General features: G+C 53.3%; 22 protein-coding genes. 12 read left to right on the top strand and 10 right to left on the bottom strand.

Going from position 1 to position 21,334, the window contains the following annotated elements:
- Window positions 1-7: 7 nt before the first annotated feature.
- The gene (katG, locus tag QWF21_RS17190) at window positions 8-2,194 is read right to left on the bottom strand and encodes a catalase/peroxidase HPI (RefSeq protein ID WP_330089285.1); all 2,187 of its coding nucleotides are present in this window, start codon (window positions 2,192-2,194) and stop codon (window positions 8-10) included.
- A gap of 326 nt (window positions 2,195-2,520) precedes the next feature.
- On the opposite strand from katG, the gene QWF21_RS17185 reads away from it, so the two are divergent.
- Complete coding sequence (locus tag QWF21_RS17185) at window positions 2,521-3,450, top strand: chemotaxis protein CheV (protein WP_330089284.1); 930 nt, start codon at window positions 2,521-2,523, stop codon at window positions 3,448-3,450.
- Between the two features lie 27 nt (window positions 3,451-3,477).
- Here QWF21_RS17185 and QWF21_RS17180 read toward each other — a convergent pair whose 3' ends face one another.
- The 6 genes from QWF21_RS17180 to QWF21_RS17155 all read right to left on the bottom strand — a co-directional run bounded on the left by QWF21_RS17180 (window position 3,478) and on the right by QWF21_RS17155 (window position 8,267).
- Window positions 3,478-4,734 carry an HD-GYP domain-containing protein gene (locus tag QWF21_RS17180; protein WP_330089283.1) on the bottom strand — a complete coding sequence of 419 codons (1,257 nt, stop codon included), beginning with the start codon at window positions 4,732-4,734 and terminating at the stop codon, window positions 3,478-3,480.
- 89 nt (window positions 4,735-4,823) lie between these two features.
- Complete coding sequence (locus QWF21_RS17175) at window positions 4,824-6,038, bottom strand: EAL and HDOD domain-containing protein (protein ID WP_330089282.1); 1,215 nt, start codon at window positions 6,036-6,038, stop codon at window positions 4,824-4,826.
- Window positions 6,039-6,104: 66 nt separating this feature from the next.
- The gene (locus tag QWF21_RS17170) at window positions 6,105-6,416 is read right to left on the bottom strand and encodes an oxidoreductase (protein ID WP_330089281.1); all 312 of its coding nucleotides are present in this window, start codon (window positions 6,414-6,416) and stop codon (window positions 6,105-6,107) included.
- A gap of 11 nt (window positions 6,417-6,427) precedes the next feature.
- Window positions 6,428-7,744 (bottom strand): NAD(P)/FAD-dependent oxidoreductase, encoded by a 1,317-nt coding sequence (locus tag QWF21_RS17165; RefSeq protein ID WP_330089280.1) that lies wholly within the window; start codon window positions 7,742-7,744, stop codon window positions 6,428-6,430.
- Window positions 7,741-8,079, bottom strand: a complete 339-nt coding sequence (locus QWF21_RS17160) for a hypothetical protein (protein WP_330089279.1) — start codon at window positions 8,077-8,079, stop codon at window positions 7,741-7,743. The genes QWF21_RS17165 and QWF21_RS17160 overlap by 4 nt, the downstream gene beginning before the upstream one ends.
- A complete protein-coding gene (locus QWF21_RS17155) occupies window positions 8,076-8,267 on the bottom strand; it encodes a YgaP family membrane protein (RefSeq protein ID WP_330089278.1) in 192 nt (63 codons plus the stop codon). The genes QWF21_RS17160 and QWF21_RS17155 overlap by 4 nt, the downstream gene beginning before the upstream one ends.
- A gap of 231 nt (window positions 8,268-8,498) precedes the next feature.
- Here QWF21_RS17155 and QWF21_RS17150 point away from each other — a divergent pair, with 231 nt between their 5' ends.
- The 10 genes from QWF21_RS17150 to QWF21_RS17105 all read left to right on the top strand — a co-directional run bounded on the left by QWF21_RS17150 (window position 8,499) and on the right by QWF21_RS17105 (window position 18,942).
- Window positions 8,499-9,896: a cytochrome ubiquinol oxidase subunit I gene (locus tag QWF21_RS17150; RefSeq protein ID WP_330089277.1), complete on the top strand. Its 1,398-nt coding sequence runs from the start codon at window positions 8,499-8,501 to the stop codon at window positions 9,894-9,896.
- Window positions 9,896-10,897 (top strand): cytochrome d ubiquinol oxidase subunit II, encoded by a 1,002-nt coding sequence (gene cydB / locus QWF21_RS17145; RefSeq protein ID WP_330089276.1) that lies wholly within the window; start codon window positions 9,896-9,898, stop codon window positions 10,895-10,897. The genes QWF21_RS17150 and cydB overlap by 1 nt, the downstream gene beginning before the upstream one ends.
- Window positions 10,898-10,907: 10 nt before the next feature.
- The gene (gene cydD, locus QWF21_RS17140; RefSeq protein WP_330089275.1) at window positions 10,908-12,593 is read left to right on the top strand and encodes a thiol reductant ABC exporter subunit CydD; all 1,686 of its coding nucleotides are present in this window, start codon (window positions 10,908-10,910) and stop codon (window positions 12,591-12,593) included.
- Window positions 12,590-14,281, top strand: coding sequence for an amino acid ABC transporter ATP-binding/permease protein (locus QWF21_RS17135; protein WP_330089274.1), 1,692 nt, complete (start codon window positions 12,590-12,592; stop codon window positions 14,279-14,281). Before cydD ends, QWF21_RS17135 begins: the two co-directional genes overlap by 4 nt.
- The gene (locus QWF21_RS17130) at window positions 14,278-14,889 is read left to right on the top strand and encodes a rhodanese-like domain-containing protein (protein ID WP_330089273.1); all 612 of its coding nucleotides are present in this window, start codon (window positions 14,278-14,280) and stop codon (window positions 14,887-14,889) included. Before QWF21_RS17135 ends, QWF21_RS17130 begins: the two co-directional genes overlap by 4 nt.
- A 112-nt stretch (window positions 14,890-15,001) precedes the next feature.
- Entirely contained in the window at window positions 15,002-15,415 is a 414-nt protein-coding gene (locus tag QWF21_RS17125; RefSeq protein ID WP_305946424.1) for a DsrE family protein, read from the top strand.
- A 119-nt stretch (window positions 15,416-15,534) separates the two neighbouring features.
- A complete protein-coding gene (locus QWF21_RS17120; protein WP_330089272.1) occupies window positions 15,535-17,145 on the top strand; it encodes a methyl-accepting chemotaxis protein in 1,611 nt (536 codons plus the stop codon).
- Window positions 17,146-17,374: 229 nt separating this feature from the next.
- Window positions 17,375-18,061 (top strand): PspA/IM30 family protein, encoded by a 687-nt coding sequence (locus tag QWF21_RS17115; protein WP_330089271.1) that lies wholly within the window; start codon window positions 17,375-17,377, stop codon window positions 18,059-18,061.
- Entirely contained in the window at window positions 18,054-18,371 is a 318-nt protein-coding gene (locus QWF21_RS17110) for a hypothetical protein (protein ID WP_330089270.1), read from the top strand. The genes QWF21_RS17115 and QWF21_RS17110 overlap by 8 nt, the downstream gene beginning before the upstream one ends.
- Window positions 18,372-18,570: 199 nt before the next feature.
- A complete protein-coding gene (locus QWF21_RS17105; RefSeq protein WP_330089269.1) occupies window positions 18,571-18,942 on the top strand; it encodes a DUF6746 family protein in 372 nt (123 codons plus the stop codon).
- Window positions 18,943-18,976: 34 nt separating this feature from the next.
- Here the strand turns inward: QWF21_RS17105 and QWF21_RS17100 are convergent, their stop codons facing one another.
- Together QWF21_RS17100 and QWF21_RS17095 are read right to left on the bottom strand one after the other, a co-directional pair.
- Window positions 18,977-19,198: a YheU family protein gene (locus tag QWF21_RS17100; RefSeq protein WP_330089268.1), complete on the bottom strand. Its 222-nt coding sequence runs from the start codon at window positions 19,196-19,198 to the stop codon at window positions 18,977-18,979.
- Entirely contained in the window at window positions 19,195-20,181 is a 987-nt protein-coding gene (locus QWF21_RS17095) for a hydrolase (protein WP_330089267.1), read from the bottom strand. Before QWF21_RS17095 ends, QWF21_RS17100 begins: the two co-directional genes overlap by 4 nt.
- Window positions 20,182-20,346: 165 nt before the next feature.
- Between QWF21_RS17095 and QWF21_RS17090 the strand changes: the two genes are divergently transcribed.
- On the top strand, window positions 20,347-20,865 hold the full coding sequence (locus QWF21_RS17090; protein ID WP_330089266.1) for a DUF1569 domain-containing protein: 519 nt from the start codon (window positions 20,347-20,349) through the stop codon (window positions 20,863-20,865).
- A gap of 54 nt (window positions 20,866-20,919) precedes the next feature.
- Here the strand turns inward: QWF21_RS17090 and QWF21_RS17085 are convergent, their stop codons facing one another.
- Window positions 20,920-21,273, bottom strand: a complete 354-nt coding sequence (locus tag QWF21_RS17085) for a DUF805 domain-containing protein (RefSeq protein WP_330089265.1) — start codon at window positions 21,271-21,273, stop codon at window positions 20,920-20,922.
- Window positions 21,274-21,334 lie beyond the last annotated feature (61 nt).

The raw sequence follows: 21,334 nt of genomic DNA, 5'->3' as shown, positions 1-21,334 counted from the left end.
GATCGTCTTACTTCAGATCAAAGCGGTCGTTGTTCATCACCTTGACCCAGGCTTTGACAAAGTCCTGCACAAACTTGGCTTTGTTGTCGTCCTGAGCATAGACCTCGGCGTAAGACCGCAGGATGGAGTTGGAACCAAACACCAAATCGACCCGGGTCGCCGTCCACTTAGTGGCGCCGGTTTTACGCTCGACAATGTTGTACTGGTTCTTGCCGGTGGGCTCCCACTTGTAGCTCATGTCGGTCAGATTGACGAAGAAGTCATTGCTCAGCACGCCGACTTTGTCGGTGAACACGCCGTGCTTGCTGCCGCCGTAATTGGCTCCCAATACCCGCATACCACCGAGAAGAGCTGTCATTTCATGGGCACTCAGGCCCAGCAGCTGGGTTTTGTCCAGCATCATCTCTTCTGGTTGCACACTGTAATCGGCTTTAAGCCAGTTACGGTAGGCATCGTGCAGTGGTTCCAGTACATCGAACGATTCGGCATCGGTCATGTCCTGCGTGGCATCGCCACGGCCCGGTGCGAACGGCACTGTAATGTTGACGCCCGCGTCTTTGGCTGCCTTTTCTACCGCCGCACTGCCGCCAAGCACAATCAAGTCGGCGATGCTGACTTTTTTGCCAAGCGATGCCTGAATGGCTTGCAACACCTTCAGTACTTTTTGCAACCGCTCTGGTTCGTTGCCGACCCAGTCTTTTTGCGGAGCTAGCCGGATGCGGGCACCATTGGCACCACCACGGTAGTCAGAGCCCCGGAAAGTACGGGCGCTGTCCCAGGCGGTCGCAACCAGCTCGGACACCGACAAGCCACTGGCCAGGATCTTGGCTTTCAGTTCGCTGATTTCGGCTTCGGTCAGGGTGTAATCCACTTTCGGGATCGGATCTTGCCAAATCAAATCTTCTTTTGGTACATCCGGCCCTAAATAACGGCTTTTCGGTCCCAGGTCGCGGTGGGTCAGCTTGAACCAGGCGCGGCGGAAGGTCTCGGCAAAGTACTCCGGATCTTTGTAAAAGCGCTCGGAGATTTTGCGGTAGTCCGGGTCCATCTTCATCGCCATATCGGCATCGGTCATGATGGGGTTGTGGCGAATGGATGGATCCTCCACATCCGGCACCTTGTGCTCTTCTTTGATATTCACCGGCTCCCACTGCCAGGCACCGGCCGGGCTCTTTTTCAGCTCCCAGTCGTAGTTCAGCAGCAGCTCAAAATAGCCGTTATCCCATTGGGTTGGGTTGCTGGTCCAGGCACCTTCCAGGCCGCTGGTCACTGCATCCCGGCCAACACCCCGGGTTTTGTGGTTCATCCAGCCAAAACCTTGCTCGTGAATATCGGCGCCTTCCGGGGCCGGGCCCAAATTGGCGGCATCGCCATTGCCATGGGCTTTACCGACGGTATGGCCACCGGCGGTCAGCGCCACGGTTTCTTCATCGTTCATCGCCATACGCTGGAAGGTGACCCGCACGTCATGCGCTGTTTTCAGTGGGTCGGGTTTGCCATCCACCCCTTCCGGGTTGACGTAAATCAGGCCCATCATCACAGCGGCCAGTGGGTTTTCCAGGTCGCGCTCGCCTGAGTAACGGCTGCCTTCACTGCCGGATGGTGCCAGCCATTCTTTTTCCGAGCCCCAGTACGTATCTTTTTCCGGGTGCCAGATGTCCTTGCGGCCACCACCAAACCCAAAGGTTTTCAGGCCCATTGATTCATAAGCCATGGTGCCGGCTAAAATAATCAGATCAGCCCAGGACAGCTTATTGCCGTATTTTTTCTTAATTGGCCATAGCAAACGCCGGGCTTTGTCCAGGTTGCCGTTATCCGGCCAGCTGTTTAACGGTGCAAAGCGCAGGTTACCGGTACCTCCGCCGCCCCGGCCATCGGCAATCCGGTAACTACCGGCACTGTGCCAGGTCATACGGATAAACAAGCCGCCGTAGTGGCCCCAGTCGGCTGGCCACCAGTCCTGGCTGTCGGTCATCAGGGCTTTGAGGTCATTTTTTACCGCTTCAAGATCCAGTGATTTAAAGGCTTCGGCGTAGTTAAAGTCGGTGCCGAGTGGGTCGGTTTTACTGTCGTGTTGGTGCAAAATATCGAGGTTGAGGGCTTTAGGCCACCAGCTCATGACATTATCAGTGGCGGCCGTATTGGCGCCATGCATCACCGGGCATTTACCGGTGCTTTGATTGGTCTTGTCCATGCATCACTCCTTGTTCAGGTTGGTTTTACTGAGCGCACTGCAAGTACTCACGCTTTAGCTGTATCAACTATAGACAGCAAACTACTGTCCCGAAAGTAACTTTTCCCGAATGAGTCCATCGTTTTTTTTGATTAATCGCGCCAAAGTTCATTGTTAAGAATGCATTGCCCGGTGATTTTTTGAACATCCAGACATTTCAGGCCGCTTCGGATGAAAATTCCGCGTAGATACTTCAATCACTGCTACACTTAAGCAAGATCTGAAACAGGATAACCATCAAATGTTCGGTTATACTGGTTGCATGCCCATCGTATTTTGGAGCCTCTATGAGTAAATTTATGGCATCGGTCGATCAGAGAACCAATCTGGTTGGTCATAATCGCCTGGAACTATTGATTTTTCGCTTGAATGGTCCACAGCCTTATGGCATCAACGTTTTTAAAGTTCGAGAAGTGTTGCAGTGCCCTGAATTGACAGAAATGCCTGGATCCTCGCCTCATGTGCGTGGCATAGCCCACTTGCGCGGTGAAGCTATTACTGTCATTGATCTCAGTCAGGCTACCGGGGGCAAAGGGATTCAGGACTTGAAGAAAGCCTTTATTCTGGTCACTGAATACAATAGAACCACCCAGGGGTTCCTGGTAGGTGGTGTTGATCGCATTGTCAACATCAACTGGGAACAAATCAGTCCTCCACCTAAAGGCTCTGGGGCTAATCATTACCTCACAGCTGTGACCAAAGTGGATGATCGCCTGGTGCAGGTATTAGATGTTGAGAAAGTATTTGCTGAAATATCCCCGCCAGATGAAGAAGTTAGCGAGAGCCTGAAAAAAGAAGCGGCACAGATGAATCTGGCCGATATGATTGTGCTGGTAGCAGATGACTCGGCGGTAGCGCGTGGCCAGGTGAAACGTGCGCTCACCTCGATTGGGGTGAACATTGAGCTGGTCAACGATGGTAAGCAAGCCTTGCAGTGGCTTAAGAAAAAAGCCGAAGAATTAGGGGGCGATATCTCCAAGAAGGTGCCGCTGCTAATTTCTGACATTGAAATGCCAGAAATGGATGGTTACACCCTGACGGCTCAGGTCAAAGCTGATCCTGATCTGGCCAGAATGCATGTAGTATTGCATTCGTCACTAAGTGGTGTTTTTAATGAGGCCATGGTGAAAAAAGTCGGTGCCGATCAGTTTATTGCCAAGTTTCACCCGGATGAGCTGGCAGCGGCAGTCGAGCACTGGATGAAAGCTGACACTTAATAGTGCAGGGGCGCAAAATAGGCGCCCCTATTTTTTGCCTTGCACATGGTAGCTGATTTGAGCACAAGGATTCAGGTAATCCAGTACTTCGGTCGGCAGTTGTTGAGGTTTAAGTACTTTTCCAATGACCAGTCCATCCTCAGCTAAGGTTAGAATGGGGGCTTCCAGCCGAGGAATATCCGGCTCATACACCATAATATCCGGTTGCAACAAAGCATCACTGTTTACCGTGATCACCATGCCGATACGATCATCGCTTAATTGCACCAGAGTGCCTGGCGGGTACACGCCCATTTGCTTGATCAAGACCTTCAGCTCGGTGTCCGGCAATTGTTGGCGCATATTTCGGTACATGTACGACAGGGCGGTGTGCGGCGAACGGGTGGCCTGGCCAGGGCCAGGGTGACACAGGTTATCGAAGGTGTTCACAACCAAGACAATTCTCGCAAGTGGGTCAATGTCTGCGGCTTGCAATCCTTTTGGATAACCACTGCCATCGGCCAACTCATGATGCTGCAGTAAGATAGGGATGGCTTCTGGTGGAAACTCCGGCAATTTTTCAGCCAGCTCTGCGCCGTACTGGGTATGCATGTTCAGCAGGTTTTGTTCGGGTGCGGTCAGCGGCGTTTTTTTACGCACGATCTGGCTTGGCAGTCGTAATTTACCAATATCATGAAACAAAGCGCCAAAGCCCACCCATTGGATTTGTTGCTCGCTTAGCGCAAGGTTTTTGGCCAGCATCATTGATAGCGTGGAAACATTCAGTGCGTGGTAATACAGGTTCTCCTGATCTTTCTGTGCTGTGGCTATCATATGCAAAGATAGCGCATCAGGCCGGGCGATAAGCTCGGCCATCTGTGTCGTCAGTTGGGTGGCCTCTTCAATGGCCGTCACCGGTTGGCTGCTTAACTTTTTCATCAAGCTGTGTAACTGATTAAAAGAATGACTAAAGGCTTTTTCGGTTTTTTGAATATTCCGCCGTCGTACCTTGGAAGCTTCGATACGGGCCGTTTTTTGTTGTTGCAGCGTGGCTCGATACTCAGCAGCTTCGTCAATCTGCCTGAGTACTTCGTCGTTCGATGTTTCCACCGTTTCCTGCGGTGCCGGCAGGCTTTTTTCTGGATAGACGTAGACGAAATCCAGTTTAAGGGACTGGATAATGCGGATTTGATGGCTATTTTCCAGCACCATTTTACTCGACATAAAAGGGTGCTTCATCCAACTCAGTGGCAGTTTGATGGCGAGTCCAAGACGCAATTGACTGGGTTTTATTTTATCTGGCACAAGTGGTTACTCGTATTATTTTTCTGGTGAATACTACCGCGCTATACAACAGCAACCAGTAGCCATGTGGCCGCAGTTGGTATGTGTTGTTAACCTGGATGGTGCAATAAATTTTTGGTCCAGAGCACGGCATCGTGATAAAGACTTGCAAGGGAGTGTCTGCCTTTAAGCGGTCGGTACAGACTATCTGCCAACTGCCAGTCTGCGCGCTCGTAGGCTTCTATCAAACGCAGTAAATGCCCGCTCTCACCTTCGCGCTTCAGCAGTGCATTTTGGATGCCTTGCTGTAATGGTAGCTGGGTCAATACCTGGGCCATTGGCATTTCGAGCAAATCATCTACCTTTGAAAATAGCCCGGTTAAGAAAGCACTGAGCGGGTCTTTGCTCTGGTTATTGTGTTTGGCCAGCTCATCGCAAAAGCGAGCCCGTACCAGAGACTGAACAATACGCTCATCATTTTCACCCGTACCAAGGTTCGCCAGTGCCAGCAACGCGATAAACTTTTTCAACTCTGTTTCTCCCATATACACCATAGCAAGCTTTAAAGAGTCGATTTTCTGTTCTTTGGCATAGGCTGAGTTATTGATGAATCGCAGCAGTTTGTAAGACAAAGCGACATCACGTTCAATCACCTGGCTCAACCGGTTGAAATCGCAGTGTGCGGCACTGGCCTCCGCAATCAGTTGCAGCAAATTTATTTGGTTGCTGTTCAACTGCCGGTGTTTCATCATTTCCGGGCGGGCAAATAAGTAGCCCTGAAATAAAGTAAAGCCCATCAGTTTTAATTTTTCAAATTGCTCTGCTGTTTCTACCCGCTCAGCCAGCAGTATGATGGGATGGTGCTTGATGCGTTGCATAAATTTACTGATTTGCAGCAGGTTAAATTGCTGCACATCGATTTTCAGGTAGCGAATGTAAGGAAAAAAGATATCCCACTTTGGATCAAAGTCATGATCATCCAAAGCCAGCGCATAGCCGAGACCGTGTAAGGTTTTACAAGCTTGCAGCAACTCACTGCTAATTGGCACCGTTTCCAGAATTTCTATCACCGTGGTAGCCGGAGCAATGGATGTTGGGAAATGATGAATCAGTGTCTCGGCCGAGAAATTGATAAAAGCCAGCTTGCCGGCAGCAATTTGTTCGACTCCCACCAGTAAATGATGCTCGGTTAATACACGGGATGTGGCTTGATCGCTGTCGATGTCTGGAAAACAATTGGCCTCACCGTCACGAAACAATAATTCATAGCCATAAAGTTGCTTTTGGGTATCGTAAATTGGTTGGCGGGCGATGTAAGCGTACAAGGACAGACTCCTTACTGCATTGTGCTTGTTTCAGTGTAGTCTCTGTGAATGGAAGGACAAGCCAGGCTAGCCCGATCTGAACCAACTTTTCAGCAATAACCAGCAAAACAGCATAGAGCCGACACCCATTGCCAGCAGCATCAGTCGATCAGGCCAGGTGGCGACATAACTAAGTTGCGATTGGGTTAGGGTTGGGGCCAGCAGCATGGCCAGAATGCCTACAGCAATCACAACCGGCCAGAGCAGTGCATGAGGTTTTCCTTTTGGGTTGCGACCAAACCAGAGGCTAGCCACTAGTGCTATCAGCAGCAGTGCTATCAGCCAAAGCCAGGGTTTAGCGGCGTACCACAGGATTATCAGAATACCATCCAGGCTCATTCGTTTACTCCTCAGACTTTGCCATGCAGCATGGCATTGTAGGCCGGTTGCAGCATTTGTTCTTTCATCATCCACACCAGCCAGGACTCTTCTGTGGGGCTGATAAAACCAAAGGATGGCAGCAGTTTTCCTTCGTAGCCAAACTCCGACAAGATAGCGCGGCCAATGCTGGTGATCAGTGGGCAGGAGGTATACCCATTGTAACGGGCGGTCAGTGGCTGGCCACTCAAAAAAGCCAGGATGTTGCGCTCGGCCACCGGGGCCTGCATTTTGACACTGGCGGCAGTTTTGCCAAAAGGTGTGCCAATCACATCGCCAACCCCAAAGACATTCGGATAGCGACGATGTTGCAGGCTGTATTGATCCACTTCCAGCCAATCGTTGGCAAAAGGTCCCTCGCGCCATACCAAATCCGATGCCCGAACCACATCCGGTGCACTCATCGGAGGCACCAGATGAATAAAATCATACAACTCACGGCTCTGTGAACCATCACTATGGGTAAAAAAGGCTGTGCGGTTTGGCGCGTCCAAACCAGTCAGGACACGCTGATCAAAGAATCCGACCTTTTGCTCCTGCCAGCGTCTAAGCACAAAGTCGTTGTAGGTGGGCACCGCAAACACCCGGTTTGGGTAGGGGCTGAAAAAATCAACCTGAAAGCGCTCTCGCTGGCCGGTTTTCTCCAGCCGCGACAGGGTAGTAAAGGTCATCTTCAAGGGTGCACCGGCGCACTTGAGCGGGGTATTGCTTAAAGTAAACAAAGCCCGGCCTTCGCCTTTGCTGACTAAGGCATCGATTTGCGCACTGGTTGCCTGGGCAGCTGCAGGGCTGGCATAGACGCTGCCAATGCCATGCTGACCAATCATGCTGACATCAAAGCCTTCAATTTCGTGATAATTGAGCTGACAGCCGGTGGCCACCACCAAGAGATCATAAGTCAGTTGCTGCTGGTTACTGAGCTCGACCCGCTGCTGACGGGCATCGATAGCGGTCACATCCTGCGTCAGCCAATCGATGCCGTTGCCAAGCCATTGGCCGGTGCTGGAGAGCACCCGCTCCGGCTGCCATAAACCAGAGGCTATCATGGTGTAGCCTGGTTGATAATGGTGCTGGGCCCTGGCACCGACCAGCGTAATACGGGCACCGGTGATGCTGCGGCGCAAACGGTTCGCCATAGCGATGCCGGCTGCGCCCGCACCAAGGATGACAATATGGGCCTGGCTTTGCAGGGGTTTAGCCAGCAAGGCGACTGGCGAAGCCGCGGTCGCTCCGGCGGCCAGTCCAAGCAGCAACTTGCGCCGCAGTGGCTGGGTTGGTGATGTACTCATAAAGCCTCCTGGGATCCAAGTTCAAACCCCTGCAATTGCTGGTGCAAACGTTGCCACTGCACTCGTACACCGCAGACTTTATCAGCGCCACTTTGCTGCCAAAAACGCTCGGCCAGTTCGTTGAACCGATACTGCTGATCACAAGCCGTGATTAAGTTTGCGTCTTGCAAACGCTGCAGAGCGGTGCTGATCTCGGCGGGCTCTGCGCCGGGGGGTTGCAGATACGCCATGGCTTGTTGTACCTGAGCCAAGCTGGCGCTCCCTGTGTCCGCCATGGCGTAGCGCACAGCCAGTAACACCAAAGAGTCAAATAGCTGCAGGGTCTGACTGGTCATGCTTTGGGCTTGCAGGTTGAGATGCCTAGCAAGCTGTATGCCGGGCAGGTGTTGAATAAGCCGGTCAAGAGCGGCACCACACCAATCCAGCCCCAGACACCGACCATGCCTGTTGCGGCCAAAACAATCAGCACAATGCCCACTATCATCCGCAGTGTTTTATCCAGCCCACCTACATTGGTTTTCATCGCAGTATCACCTGGTAGTTAAGAAGTCTCTTAAATTAAAAATACCTTGGAATGGATGATTTCACCAGTGTGAAATCGCACTTTTTTTGATCTGCGACACTATGTCGCACGCTTCAATAAGAAAAAATTAATATAGTTGGTGTATGCTATAACTTTAGTCCAGAGTTGTATTTTTGCTAGACAAATTTGAGCAAGCTCCGGCTGGAGTGAGCCCAGATCAGGAGAACGGTTATGGAGTTAGATCCTCTGCTGCTATCGCGCATCCAGTTCGCGTTTGTGGTGTGCTTTCATGCAATTTTTCCCGTCTTTACCATAGGTCTGGCCAGCTTTATTGCTGTGCTGGAGGCGTTGTCGTTCAAAACCGGCCAGCCAGTGTGGCAGCGCTTGTCGAAGTTTTGGATCCAGGTGTTTGCGGTGGTGTTTGGCATGGGGGTGGTATCCGGCATTGTGATGTCGTTCCAGTTTGGCACCAACTGGAGTAACTTCTCGTATGCCACTGCCAACTTCCTCGGGCCGGTACTGAGCTACGAAGTGGTCACCGCCTTTTTCCTCGAGGCCGCCTTTTTAGGGGTTTTGTTGTTCGGGCGGGATAAAGTGCCGCAAGGCGTGCACCTGTTCGCAGCCATTATGGTGGCGCTTGGCACCTTTATTTCTTCCTTCTGGATTTTATCGGCCAACTCCCTGATGCAAACACCCGGAGGTCTCGAGCTGCGTGACGGCATGTACCATGTGGTGTCCTGGTCTCAGGCGCTGTTTACCCCATCTTTCGGGTACCGTTTCCTCCATATGGCGCTGGCTTCCTTTTTAACCGCCGCTCTGGTGGTAGCTGGCGTGAGCGCCTGGTTTATCCTGCAAAAGCGTGAGTTTGAAAGCAACCGCAAAGCTTTATCCATTGCGCTGTGGATGCTGCTAATTCTGGCACCGATGCAGGTGGTGGTTGGCGATTTCCATGGTTTGAATACTCTGGAGCACCAACCGATGAAGGTGGCTGCGATGGAGGGCAACTGGCAAACTGACACCGGTGTGCCTTTGCTGCTCTTTGCCATCCCGGATCAGGCCGCGCAAACCAATCACTTTGCTATTGGTATTCCGAATATGGCGAGCTTTATTCTGACGCACGATTGGCAGGGGGAGGTACCCGGCCTGAATGAAGTGGCGCCAGAGATGCAGCCGCCGGTGTTTTTGGTGTTCTGGTCGTTCCGGATTATGGTGGCGATGGGCTTACTGATGGTGTTTTTTGGCCTGGCCGGTTGGGTGCTGCGTTACCGGCAGCGCTACCATCAAAGCCGCTGGTTTTTGCAAAGCCTGCGCTGGATGAGCCTTTCCCCCTTTATTGCGGTGCTGGCCGGTTGGGTTGTGACAGAAGCCGGTCGGGCGCCCTGGTTGATTTACGAGCAAATGACCCACGCCGAAGGTCTGACCCCTTCACTTACCGGCGGTATGGCACTCTTTACCCTGATTGGCTATGTGGTGGTGTACAGCCTGGTGTTCAGTGCCGGGGTGTATTACTTGCTGAAAGTATTCCGTGGTGGCCTGGAAAAGGCCAATCAGCCGCATGAACAAGAAGAGGTGGAGCGCGCCAAGCGGCCATTCTCAGCTGCTCACGCCAGTCTGGAAGGAGAAAACTAATGGACCAGCCTTTTGATTTGACTTTAATTTGGGCGGTGATCATTGCTTTTGGGGTGATGATGTATGTGCTGATGGATGGATTCGATCTGGGGCAGGGCATCTTGTTTCCCTTTGCGCCGGATGAGCATTACCGCGATGTGATGATGAACTCGGTAGCACCGGTGTGGGATGGCAATGAAACATGGCTGGTGCTGGGCGGAGCTGGCCTGCTGGCAGCATTCCCTTTGGTGTACTCGGTGTTTTTGCCGGCGCTTTATATCGGGGTGTTCCTGCTGCTGGCTGGCTTGATTTTCCGCGGCGTGGCTTTCGAATTTCGTTTTAAAGCCAAAACCTCCAAGTACCTGTGGAACTGGGCCTTTGCCGGCGGCTCTACGGTAGCAGCATTTGCACAGGGTGCCGTTGTGGGGGCTTATATCCAGGGGTTTGCCACGGAAAACTTCCGCTATGTGGGCGGGGCTTTTGACTGGTTAACTCCTTTTACCGTCATTACCGGCCTTGGGCTGGTGGCAGGCTATGCCTTACTGGGCGCGACCTGGCTGATTATGAAATCTGAAGGAGAAGTACAGCAATGGGCCTATAAACTAACACCGCGTTTATTGGTAGCGGTGCTGGTGGTCTTTGCCGTCATCAGTGTCTATACCCCCTTTGTCGATCCCAAGGTGATGGAGCGCTGGTTTAGTGGTTTTAGCGCCATCTGGTTGCTGCCTCTGCTGGCGCTGTACTGTGCCTGGGCTATCTACCGCTCGGTCCAAAAGCAGCAGGAAGGCTTGCCTTTTGTTGCCACCATGGGCTTGTTCCTCTTTACTTACCTGGGCTTGCTGGCCAGTAAATGGCCTTACATGGTGCCACCGGACTACACCTTGTGGGATGCCGCTTCTGCCTATGAGTCGCAACTCTTCCTGTTGCTGGGCTTCTTGTTTGTTATCCCGATTGTACTGGCCTATACCGCCTGGACCTACTGGGTATTTCGCGGCAAAGTGAAAGCAACGGGTTACCACTAAGGTGCAAGGCTTGCGGGGCGATGCGGCAGATGTGCAGGCCGGGAAGGCTTTGTTGCACGCTGTGATTAAGCAGCAACGGCCATTGCTGACCGGCGCTGTGCTGTTGGGACTGTTATCGACCCTGGGCTTGATCGGTCAGTGGCTGGCTCTGGCCTGGTTGCTGGGGGAGGTTATTTTGCCTGCAGAGCGTTGGCAGTGGAGTATGGCCTATCCCAGTGTGTTGCTGTTTTTGCTGGCGCTGGTATTGCGTGCTGGCGCAGCCTGGGGGCAGGAGTATTGCGCCAGCCGGGCCAGCATTGCGGTGCGCCAATCGCTGCGACTGCAATTGCTGCAGTTGTGGCGGGAGGGGCCAGCCTGGCGCCTGGGTGAGCTGTCAGCTGCCGATTGGGCCAGTCAGTGGGGCGATAACATTGAGACGATGGATGGCTATGTTGCCCGCTACTGGCCACAGCAGTATCTGGCGCTGTTATCGCCTTTGCTGATGCTGGCTCTGATAGCCTGGTTGAACTGGCTGATGGCGCTGATTTTGTTGCTGGCAGCTCCCTTGATCCCACTGTTTATGGTGTTGGTTGGACTTGGCGCGGAACAAATTAACCGACGCCACCAGTTGGAGCGTCAGCGACTGGCCGGACACTTTTTAAATCGGGTGAAGCAGTTGCGGTTATTGCGCCAGCTGGACGCTATCGCACAGAGCAGTCAGCAGATTGCCCGCCAAAGCGGCCGCTACCGCGATCTGCTGATGGCGACCTTAAAGGTTGCCTTCTTATCCTCTGCTGTGCTGGAATTCTTCGCCAGTGTCGCCGTTGCCTCGGTGGCTATCTACATTGGCTTTGTGCTGTTCGGGGCCATTGACTGGGGACCTGCTGCCAGCATCAGTTTATTCAGTGGGTTAACTATCCTGTTGCTGGCACCAGAGTACTTTCAGCCCATTCGTCAGTTTGCGCAGACCTATCATGACAAAGCAGCAGCCCTTGCCGCTGCGATGCAGCTGGCGCCCTGGCTGGCCAAAGCGACAGAGCCGGATAGGTCTGAACCGCAGCCATCCGACAGCCGTGCTCTGCAACTGACTGAGCTGGTCAGCGCCTATCCGACACAAGCGCTCAGGCCGCCGCCTGTGACACTGACGGTGCCTGAGCATCATTGCCTGCTGTTGAGTGGCCCTTCCGGTAGCGGTAAAACCACCGCACTAAAAACACTCGCTGGCTTAATCCCTGCCAAAGCAGGGGCTTTTCATTGGCCGAATAAACACCACCGCATGGTGTATCTGCCGCAGCAACCCTGGATAAAACCTGGCAGCTGGGCCGACAATCTGCGGCTCTATGCGCCGGATGCCAGTGAATCCGACATGATGAGTGTGTTGGAGCAGCTGGGGCTAGCCCCGCTGTTGGCCGAGCAAACGAATGGGCTGGCGACGCCACTGAACCCAGCCGTCACGGCGCTTTCAGGTGGTCAGCTGCAGCGGCTGATGCTAGCTCGTGCTTTGCTGGCTCCAGCTTCAGTGCTGCTGTTGGATGAGCCCACTGCCAGGTTGGATCAGCAGAGTAAAGCGCTGGTGATGGCAGTGTTGGCGCAGCGCAAAAGCTGCCAATGGTTGCTGATTGCCAGCCATGATCCGGCCATGCAACAACTGGCTGATCACTACTGGTTTTTTGCTGCCGTAGATGCAGGCACTGGGCTCAGTGAGGCGCTGCTATGAGCAATGATCGCACCATGCTGCAGTATTGGTTGCAATTGCTGGTGTGGCAACACCGGGGACGCTTGCTGCTGGCTGCTGCTTTGACCTTGCTGACCGCACTGTTTGGCCTGGCCTTATTGGGTTTATCTGGCTGGTTTATTACCGCCACGGCCGTGGTCGGGGCCATCCTGCTGGCCGGCGGCAGTGCTTTTCTGGAGCTGTACATGCCAGGCAGTGGCATTCGTTTTTTTGCGCTGGGCCGTACAATCAGCCGCTACGCAGAAAGGGTATTCAGTCATCAGCTGGTACTGGAGCAACTGGCGAGAGTGCGGGTTCAGTTATTTCAGGGGCTGGCACGTTTGCCCGATAGCGCGCTGCAGCAGGCGCAAGATGCCGACTGGCTGAATCGCCTGACCACGGATCTGGAACAACTGGATACCGTTTTGCTGCGCTTGTTACTGCCACCGGCCAGTTTGCTGCTGGTTTGGCTGCTGCTGGGTGGTTTTTTTGCCGTTTGGTCGGTAGCACTGGCGCTGGGGTTCTTGCTGGTTGGCTTGCCGCTGCTGTTGCTGATCCTGGCCCTGTTTATCCGGCAAAGCGTGGCTTTAAATTATCAACTCAGCGCTCTGCTTAATGAGAGCCGGCAGCAGGTGATTACACAGCTGGAAGGACTGGACGAGCTGCGGGTAGCCGGGCAATTGCAGGCAGAGCAGCAGGCTGTTGTGCGGTTGCTTGCGCTGATCGATGGAAAACAACATCGTGTTAGCCAGCAGCAGGCGCTTAGCCAGTTGCTGCTGCAATTACTGCACGGTGGTCTGGTGCTCTTTGTGGCGCTGCTGTCGGTTACTGGTTACCAGCATGGCTGGTTTTCCGGGCCGGTTGCGGTGATGCTGGTGTTGCCCGTGCTGGCGCTTAGTGAGCTGCTGCAACCTTTACCCGGACAACTGGCCAGTGCCGGTCGTAGCTGGTTTGCGGCCAAGCGGTTGTATCCGCTGGCTACCCAGCCGGAGCCTGCGGCAGCAACGGGCGACGAAGCGCTGAACACCGTGCAGCTGCAACTGCATCGGTACGGTCGTGTTGCGGCAAGCTTGCAGCGGCCATTAGCCCTTCACCTATCGACAGAGCGACCGGTGTTGTTGGTCAGTGGTGCATCCGGCACCGGCAAAAGCAGCCTGGCAGAGCTATTGGTTCGTGACACCTTGCCCGGCGCTGTAGAGCTTCGCTGGAATGGCAGGGTGCGCTCGGCATGGCAACAAGCGGGGCTTCACCAGCAGGTGGCGCTGTTAAGCCAGCAAAGTGGCATGCTGGCCGATACACTTCGTACCAATCTGATGGTGGGCCTGACCGATGTGACCGAACAGCGATTGTGGCAAGTGCTGACCCAGGTCGAGTTGGATCAGTGGGCACAATCGCTGCCGAAGCAACTGGACACCTGGTTGGGCGATAGTGGCCAGCAAGTGTCGGGCGGCCAGGCCCGGCGCATTAACCTGGCGCGCTGGCTGCTTCGCTCACCTCGGCTGGTGATTCTGGATGAACCTTTCTATGGCCTGGATCAGGCGCAGGCAGCACGGATCTGGCAAGCCATCCAGCCCTGGATGCAAGGCCGCCTGGTGTTATTGCTGCTTCATCACCGGCCAGATTTTTTGGCTGATGGCTGGCCAGAGCTTTCTTTAAATTTGGATACAACCACGCAGGAGACGATATCATGAAGTTCTTTCAAAGCCTTGCCATGCTGGCTTGCTTAGTAAGTGGTGCGGTTTTCGCAGCCATTGGCAACCCTGTTGCCAGCAGCAAGGATCCCAGCCAAAGCAGTCTTGGGCTCTATGTGACGGCCAAAGAAGCCTATGCGATGCTGGAGCAAGACCCGAAGGCGGTGCTGGTGGATGTACGCGATCCGGTGGAAATAAAGTTTACCGGTTTTGCCACCCCAACCAAAATTCATGTGCCCTGGTTGCTGACCGATACCAGTCGGCTGAATGCGGATCAGCAAACCTGGCCGATGCAGCCGAACCCGCAGTTTGATCAGCAGTTACTGAGCCGCTTGCAAGCACTCGGTGTGCAAAAAGACGATGCCATTATCCTCATCTGCCGCAGCGGTGCGACCCGCAGTGCGCCGGCGGTGGACCGGCTGGCAGGTTATGGTTTCCACAATGTCTGGTCGGTGACCGATGGCTTTGAAGGCAATACCTTAGAAGATGGGCCATCCAAAGGCGTACGGGCGCTGGATGGCTGGCGCAATTCCGGCTTGCCCTGGAGCTACCGGGTGCCAGCGGATGTCGCCTGGACAGCCCCAACAGCCGAAACGGCACAGCATTAAATGACAACGATACAGCGCATCCGATTGCAAACCACTGCTTGCAAACCTCTACGAAAACCGCTGTGAAAACTACGATGCAAATTACGATGAAAACCACGAAGGAGAACCACCGATGAAACTATGGCAAACCCTGGCTTGTGCCGCTGTTGTCAGCACAGCCGCTCACGCCGATAACGATGTCTTTGTCTACCTGACCAGCTCGTCCTTGCAAACCCAGGGCATGGCGATGGTACTGGCCGGCCAGATGCAACAGCAAGGTGCCAATGTCTCGGTACTGCTGTGTGATGGGGCCGGCGACTTGGCACTCAAAGGCCATGAAAGCCCGACGTTAAAGCCAAGAGACGTCACACCAGCTCAGTTGCTGCAGCAATTAATGTCTGGCGGCGCCAGTGTTGAGGTGTGTGCACTGTATTTACCGAACAAGCCTGCCACCGCCGATGCGCTGCTCGATGGCGTAACGCCAGCGCAGCCGCCGCGGATTGCCGAAAAGATGCTGAATCCGGCGGTAAAAGTTTTTAGCTTTTAACGGCCTGGCCGGGCTCAGGACAACGGTCTTCGGGCCGTTTTTTTGCGCAAGCACAAAGTAAAGCCCTGTTCTATAGGGTAAGCTATCTTTTTAAGTGAAGATGAATGTACGAGGTGGGCATGGCAACAAAGGCGTTCTCGGTTGGAAAAAAATTAACCCTGAGTTTTAGCTTGCTGGCGGTTCTGATGGTGGTGGTCGCGGTGGTCGTGCAGCTGGCACAAAACACCATGAATGCTGCCCGCAGTGCTGCAGCAGAAAAGCGTGAGCTGTCCATCTTGCAAATGCAACGGGAAATTGATCACCTGAACTGGGCCAATGAGCTGGCCAGCAGCATGCTGCTGCAACAACCTTTTCGTGGGCAGCTCGAGCCCACCCAGTGCAACTTTGGCCGCTGGTACGATGCTTTTCGCGCATCGGAAGCTTATCACACGGCAAGTCCTGAACTAAAACGTGCCCTGGATGCGATGGATCGCCCTCATCGTGAGCTGCATGCCACTGCCAAAGCCATCGTAGCAGCCAGCCCACAAGAACAAATTCGCATTTATCAGCAGCAAACCCTGCAACATTTAAGCGATATGCGCAGTTATCTGAATGAGGTTGCTCAGCTCTTTCAGGCCGAGCGTGATGCCATTATTGCCAAAGCGGAGCGCTCCGACCGTCGTTCCATGGGCTTGGTCTGGACGGCAATGGCACTGACGATTGTTATTGCCATTGCCTTAATTTTCCTGTTGCGTCGCTTGATTTCTGAGCCGATGAAAACGCTGAAGAACCGTGCCCAGCAAATTGCTGCTGGTGATTTAACCGGTGAGCCTTTGCAGGTTGCCAGTAACGATGAAGTCGGGATGGCTGCGCTGGCATTTAATGAGATGCAACAGCAACTGCATGATTTGATGGCAGGTTTAATCGGCAATGCCAACAAAGTGGCCGAGCATGCGGCGCATGTGGCGGTGATTACCAGCGAAACCGATCAGGATTTGCAACGCCAGGCCGCTGAAATCGATCAGTTGGCAACCGCCATGAATGAAATGGCGGCGACCATTGCCGAGGTCGCCAAGCACGCACAAAATACCTCGACAGCGACGCACGATTCAGAGCAACATGCTGAACAAGGGCAAACCATTGTCCGGCGTGTGATTACTGCCATCAGCGACATCGCCGCTGAGGTGGAGCAGGCGTCAGGGACCATTACAACGGTGCAGCAGGAAAGCACCAACATCGGCGGGATCCTGGATACGATTCAGGCGATTGCCGAGCAAACCAACTTACTGGCGTTGAATGCGGCTATCGAGGCAGCCCGCGCCGGCGAGCAGGGTAGGGGCTTTGCGGTGGTGGCCGATGAAGTACGAACCTTAGCTGCCAGAACGCAGCAATCGACGACTGAAATTAAAACCTTGATTGACCGCCTGCAGCAAAGCTCCGGTGCCGCGGTGGCCACCATGCAAACCGGCGTTGAGAAAGCCAAAGGCGGTGTCGCTCTGGCCGATCAGGCCGGCAGTGCACTGACCGACATTATGAGCTCTGTCAGCTCTATCACCGATATGACATTGCAAATCGCCAGTGCCACCGAGCAGCAGAGCACCGTGGTGCAGGAGATGGATCAAAATCTGCTCAAGGTTAATAGCCTGACGGTTCAAACCAAAACCCGTTCGCAGCAAGCGGATGCCACTTCCACCGAGCTGGAGCGGATGGCACAAGACCTGCTGGCTTATGGCAAGCGTTTTAAAATTTAACACTGTTTGCAGGTGCCAACGCGGATTGGCACCTGCATAAAATCCGCACTAATTGGTGAAATTCACCAACCTCCTATTTTTCTCTTCGTGGCAAGGCAGGTCCAGAGATGAGTTATCTGGCTTTAATGTTATTGATTTAAAATGAAAAATTAATTTTCGGCAGATGTGGCACGGCTCTTGAAAATGCTATTGGGACATCACTTACTCCAGGTAGAAAAAGGAAAATCCCATGAATGCACTGAACCGTTTTACCGATATCATCCATGCCAATCTGCACGCCCTGCTGGATAAAGCCGAGCAGCCGGAAAAAATGCTGCGTTTGCTGGTACAGCAAATGGAAGAGTCCCTGGCCGAGTTGCGTACCCTGGCGGCGGAACACATCGCGGCCCGCAAACAGTTGCAACGCCAGCTGCAGCAGTTGGATGCAGCGGTGACGGATTGGCAGCAAAAAGCCGAGCGGGCATTAGCACACGATAAAGAAGATTTAGCCCGGGCTGCGCTGGCCGAGCGGTTGGCTGCTGAAACAAAACGCAGCAGCGTGCAGCAGGAAGAAGCGCAAAGTCAGTCGCTGCTGGCCGATATTGAAAGCGATATCAGCCGTTTACAAAACAAGTTGAATGAAGCGCGGCAGCGTTATTACCAAACACAACGCCGGGCAGATTGCACCGAGGTACGGTTGCAGGTGCATAGTAAACAGCATCAGCACAAAGTGAACGAAGCGCTGCACAAGTTCGAGCGTTACGAGCAAAAAATCGATGGCTTGGAAGCGCAGTTAGAAGCGATGGATCTCGGGCGTTCGGCCAGCAGCACGTCGTTAAAACAACAATTTCAGAGCCTGGAACAGCAAGAGGCCATTGAGCAGGCGCTGCTGACATTGAAACAAAAACAGCCGCATAAGGAGGCAAGCCATGCGTAATGTATTGATTGTTTTTGCATTGCTGGTAGCGATTGTTTGGCTTGGGCCGGCGTTATTGGCTTTTGTGGGGACGATTCTGGTAGGTGGCGTGGTTTTGCTGGTCGATGTACTGGTGTCGGCCATAGTGGTACTCTGCCTGGCGGGATTGGCCTATGTGTTGGGGGCTGTACTGCTGAAAAGCATATTGCTTGGTGTAGTACTGGCTGGTGCTGTGCTGTTGGTGGTAGGCTTTAGTGTGCTTTGGCCCCTGCTGCTGTTGCTGGCCCTGGTGTGGCTGGTGAGTAGTCGTTCATCACGCAGCCTGGCCTGAACCTTGTCAACACAGACCAGCAATGCGGCTGGTCTGTTTCTTTTTAGTCGCCTTGATGATCTTAAGGCCACTTGGGTTTATACTGTCTGCCAACAGCACCGACAGAGTGACTGTATTTCGATGAGTGGCAAACAGCGCTCACCTGCAAGACAACGTCAGCGACCTCAACCAACTTAATCGATAGCAATGAGGATTGAGAATGCGACTCAAAATATTTGTGTGCACCGCACTACTTAGCTTGTCTACGGCGGTTTTGGCCCACTCTGACCGGCCAGACCATTTTGAAGGCTTGCCAGCCAATACGCTGACTGAAGCCGTGCACAACTTTTCTGCCTACAACGCCAAGCTGGCCGAGCTGGTGGCATTGGACAGCCTGACTCCGCATCAATTGCATGAAGTGCATCAATTGACCTACACGCTGGAGAATGCCTTGGAAAAAATGCAGGCCGAACTGGCTGAGCTGGCCGAGGTGTTGGAAGAAGTGCATGTGGCATCAGAGCACAGTGATGGTGCTAAGGTCAAAGCCCGTGGTCAGGTATATCTGGACACGGCACGTAAGTTGGTGCCTTAACGGTACTCAATGCAGTAGGGGTAGTCAGCTACCCTTACTGTTCGTTGAACTGCTGCTTTGACATTAAGTTGACCGTTTCATGCAGCTCCGAAAATACCAGCACGACCTCACCGGCCTGCAGTTGTGCCCGCACCTGGGTTACTTTTTCCGCTAACGATATTTCCTGTTCACCATAATCGGTGCCTTCACGCAGTACGTAGTATTCAATCAGATTGTTCAGTGTTGCTGCTTCCAGCTGTTGCCAGGGAATAATCACCGTTGCAGTACCTCTTGAAAAAATAGCGGGATCCGCTCGTTTAACCAAAACAATGGTTTGAAAGGGTTGCGCCCGGCGACAAACCCAACATGTCCTCCCGATGGCCACTGCTCATGCAGCACCAGGTCAGACAGCTCATCTTGACTGGGTACTACGTCTGCGGCTAAGAAAGGATCGTTCGCCGCATGAATAATCAGGCTTGGCACTTGAATGGCAGGTAAAAACTGCCGGCCACTGGCCCGCTGATAGTAATCGGCGGCATTTAAAAAGCCATGCAGTGGAGCGGTAAAGCCATCGTCGAAAGCTTCAATGCTGCGCATACGTTTTACGGCTTGATGGGTAAGTGGAATAGGGAAGTCAGCAAAGTGCTGTAGCTTGTGTAAGGCGCTTTGCTTCAGCTGGCGCAGTAAATAGCGTTGATACAGCTTGCTAAAGCCTTGATTGATTCGTTTAGCGCTGCTGGCGAGTGCCAGTGGGGCACAGACTGCGACGGCCGCGCGTAGCGGGTTTTGCTGTTGCTGCTCACCACAGTACTTCATCAGGACATTGCCGCCTAATGAAAAGCCGGCTGCCAGCAGCCTGGCACCAGGATGGCGCTGTTGTATTTGTGTCAGTAAGTAACGCAAATCCTCGGTGTCGCCAGAATGATAAGCTCGCGGTAACTGATTAGGCCTGCTGCCACAGCCGCGAAAATGCATCAGTACCACCGGCCAGTCCAGATGGGCAAAAGCCGCAAACATGCCTTGCACATAATGACTATGTTTGCTTCCTGCCAGGCCATGCAGCAGTACCACCAGCGGGCCCTGATAATCTGCTGTCAGGGTTTGACTCCAACACAGCTCCAGCTCATCACCATCGGTGAGTGGCAGCCATTCTGTGATCAGAGCACCATGGTATCTGGGGTGCAGGTACTTGGCTGCCAGGGTCTGCAAGTGACCGCCAGGTAGCCACCAGGCTGCTTTGAAGGGGACTGTGGTTAGCACAAACTGTCTCGGGGTTCACCTGATCATTGGTGTGGGCAGTGTACCTTTATTTCGTTAAAAAATCTGTTGGTATTGGCTGGGGAACCACTGTTGCAGCCACTATTCGACCTGACTGGCCAATAACGTTAAGATAAACGCAACACAACGAAACAGAGTAAATGATCGATGAAACGCAGAGCCTTTTTAGGTTTGGTTGTTGCCACACCTGTTGTGCTTTGGACGGGCACCCAGGTCGGTGCTTTGTTACGGCGGCCCTCATTGCAGGAATTAACCAGTCAGTTACGGCAATTGCCGTCTGAGCATCTGGCGTCACTTGGGGACTGGAGCGTCAGCCAAATTTTTCAGCACTGTGCCCAGAGTGTCCGTTATTCACGTTTGGGCTACCCTGAGCAGCGCTCTCGCTTGTTTCAACTGACGGTTGGTTCAACGGCCCTGGCAGCTTTTAGTGCGGTTGGTAAGATGCAGCACCCATTGAATGAACCCTTGCCGGGGGCACCAGAGCTGCATCAAGCAGTACCGGTGGATGTGGCTCAGGCCGAATTGATCATGGAGCTGGAGCAGTTTATACACTGGCAGGGTGCGCTTGCACCCCACTTTGCCTATGGCCGCTTAAGCAAGGCACAGTATTACAATGCTCACTGGTTGCATCTGCAGGACCACTTAAGTGAAATTGTTCTGATGTAGTCGCATAAAAAACGGCGCCTGAAAGGCACCGCTGACTTGGAACGAAATAAGCGTTTAAGCCGCTACTGGCATCGCTTTGGGATTTGGCCCGTATTGATTATCTTCAGTACTGTCCAGTACCAGGAAAACCAGCAAAATAATGCCGCCAATAAAAGGGACCAGAGCGATTAGCTGCCACCAGCCGCTGCGGCCAGTATCATGCAGGCGCCGTGCTGCAATCGCAATGCTCGGGATAATCATAGCCAGAGCAAAAATTAAGGCGATAAAGAAGGTGCCAAGCACGATATCCACGACCATAGCAGCGATGTAAAAAATCAGGTAAAACAAAATAAACATCCAATACTCTTTACGGCGGGCGCGGCCGGTAAAGTCAGCATATCTTTTCAGTGCATCAAGAAAATAATTCATCCTATAACTCCATGCTTTATTATATACAAACCCTTTATCAGGGCTTTGTTAAAGGCTTATC

This window comes from Alkalimonas mucilaginosa (genome assembly GCF_036327005.1).
In the GTDB taxonomy this organism is placed as follows: domain Bacteria; phylum Pseudomonadota; class Gammaproteobacteria; order Enterobacterales; family Alteromonadaceae; genus Alkalimonas; species Alkalimonas mucilaginosa.
Note: the sequence above shows the minus strand (reverse complement) of the source record. Positions and strands in the feature narration are given on the sequence as shown.

What these genes read in the sequence shown, in the direction of transcription:
- katG (WP_330089285.1), bottom strand. Translation starts at nt 2,194, where the DNA reads ATGGACAAGACCAATCAAAGCACCGGTAAATGCCCGGTGATGCATGGC.
- QWF21_RS17185 (WP_330089284.1), top strand. Translation starts at nt 2,521, where the DNA reads ATGAGTAAATTTATGGCATCGGTCGATCAGAGAACCAATCTGGTTGGT.
- QWF21_RS17170 (WP_330089281.1), bottom strand. Translation starts at nt 6,416, where the DNA reads ATGAGCCTGGATGGTATTCTGATAATCCTGTGGTACGCCGCTAAACCC.
- QWF21_RS17165 (WP_330089280.1), bottom strand. Translation starts at nt 7,744, where the DNA reads ATGAGTACATCACCAACCCAGCCACTGCGGCGCAAGTTGCTGCTTGGA.
- QWF21_RS17160 (WP_330089279.1), bottom strand. Translation starts at nt 8,079, where the DNA reads ATGACCAGTCAGACCCTGCAGCTATTTGACTCTTTGGTGTTACTGGCT.
- QWF21_RS17155 (WP_330089278.1), bottom strand. Translation starts at nt 8,267, where the DNA reads ATGAAAACCAATGTAGGTGGGCTGGATAAAACACTGCGGATGATAGTG.
- QWF21_RS17150 (WP_330089277.1), top strand. Translation starts at nt 8,499, where the DNA reads ATGGAGTTAGATCCTCTGCTGCTATCGCGCATCCAGTTCGCGTTTGTG.
- cydB (WP_330089276.1), top strand. Translation starts at nt 9,896, where the DNA reads ATGGACCAGCCTTTTGATTTGACTTTAATTTGGGCGGTGATCATTGCT.
- QWF21_RS17135 (WP_330089274.1), top strand. Translation starts at nt 12,590, where the DNA reads ATGAGCAATGATCGCACCATGCTGCAGTATTGGTTGCAATTGCTGGTG.
- QWF21_RS17130 (WP_330089273.1), top strand. Translation starts at nt 14,278, where the DNA reads ATGAAGTTCTTTCAAAGCCTTGCCATGCTGGCTTGCTTAGTAAGTGGT.
- QWF21_RS17125 (WP_305946424.1), top strand. Translation starts at nt 15,002, where the DNA reads ATGAAACTATGGCAAACCCTGGCTTGTGCCGCTGTTGTCAGCACAGCC.
- QWF21_RS17120 (WP_330089272.1), top strand. Translation starts at nt 15,535, where the DNA reads ATGGCAACAAAGGCGTTCTCGGTTGGAAAAAAATTAACCCTGAGTTTT.
- QWF21_RS17115 (WP_330089271.1), top strand. Translation starts at nt 17,375, where the DNA reads ATGAATGCACTGAACCGTTTTACCGATATCATCCATGCCAATCTGCAC.
- QWF21_RS17110 (WP_330089270.1), top strand. Translation starts at nt 18,054, where the DNA reads ATGCGTAATGTATTGATTGTTTTTGCATTGCTGGTAGCGATTGTTTGG.
- QWF21_RS17105 (WP_330089269.1), top strand. Translation starts at nt 18,571, where the DNA reads ATGCGACTCAAAATATTTGTGTGCACCGCACTACTTAGCTTGTCTACG.
- QWF21_RS17090 (WP_330089266.1), top strand. Translation starts at nt 20,347, where the DNA reads ATGAAACGCAGAGCCTTTTTAGGTTTGGTTGTTGCCACACCTGTTGTG.
- QWF21_RS17085 (WP_330089265.1), bottom strand. Translation starts at nt 21,273, where the DNA reads ATGAATTATTTTCTTGATGCACTGAAAAGATATGCTGACTTTACCGGC.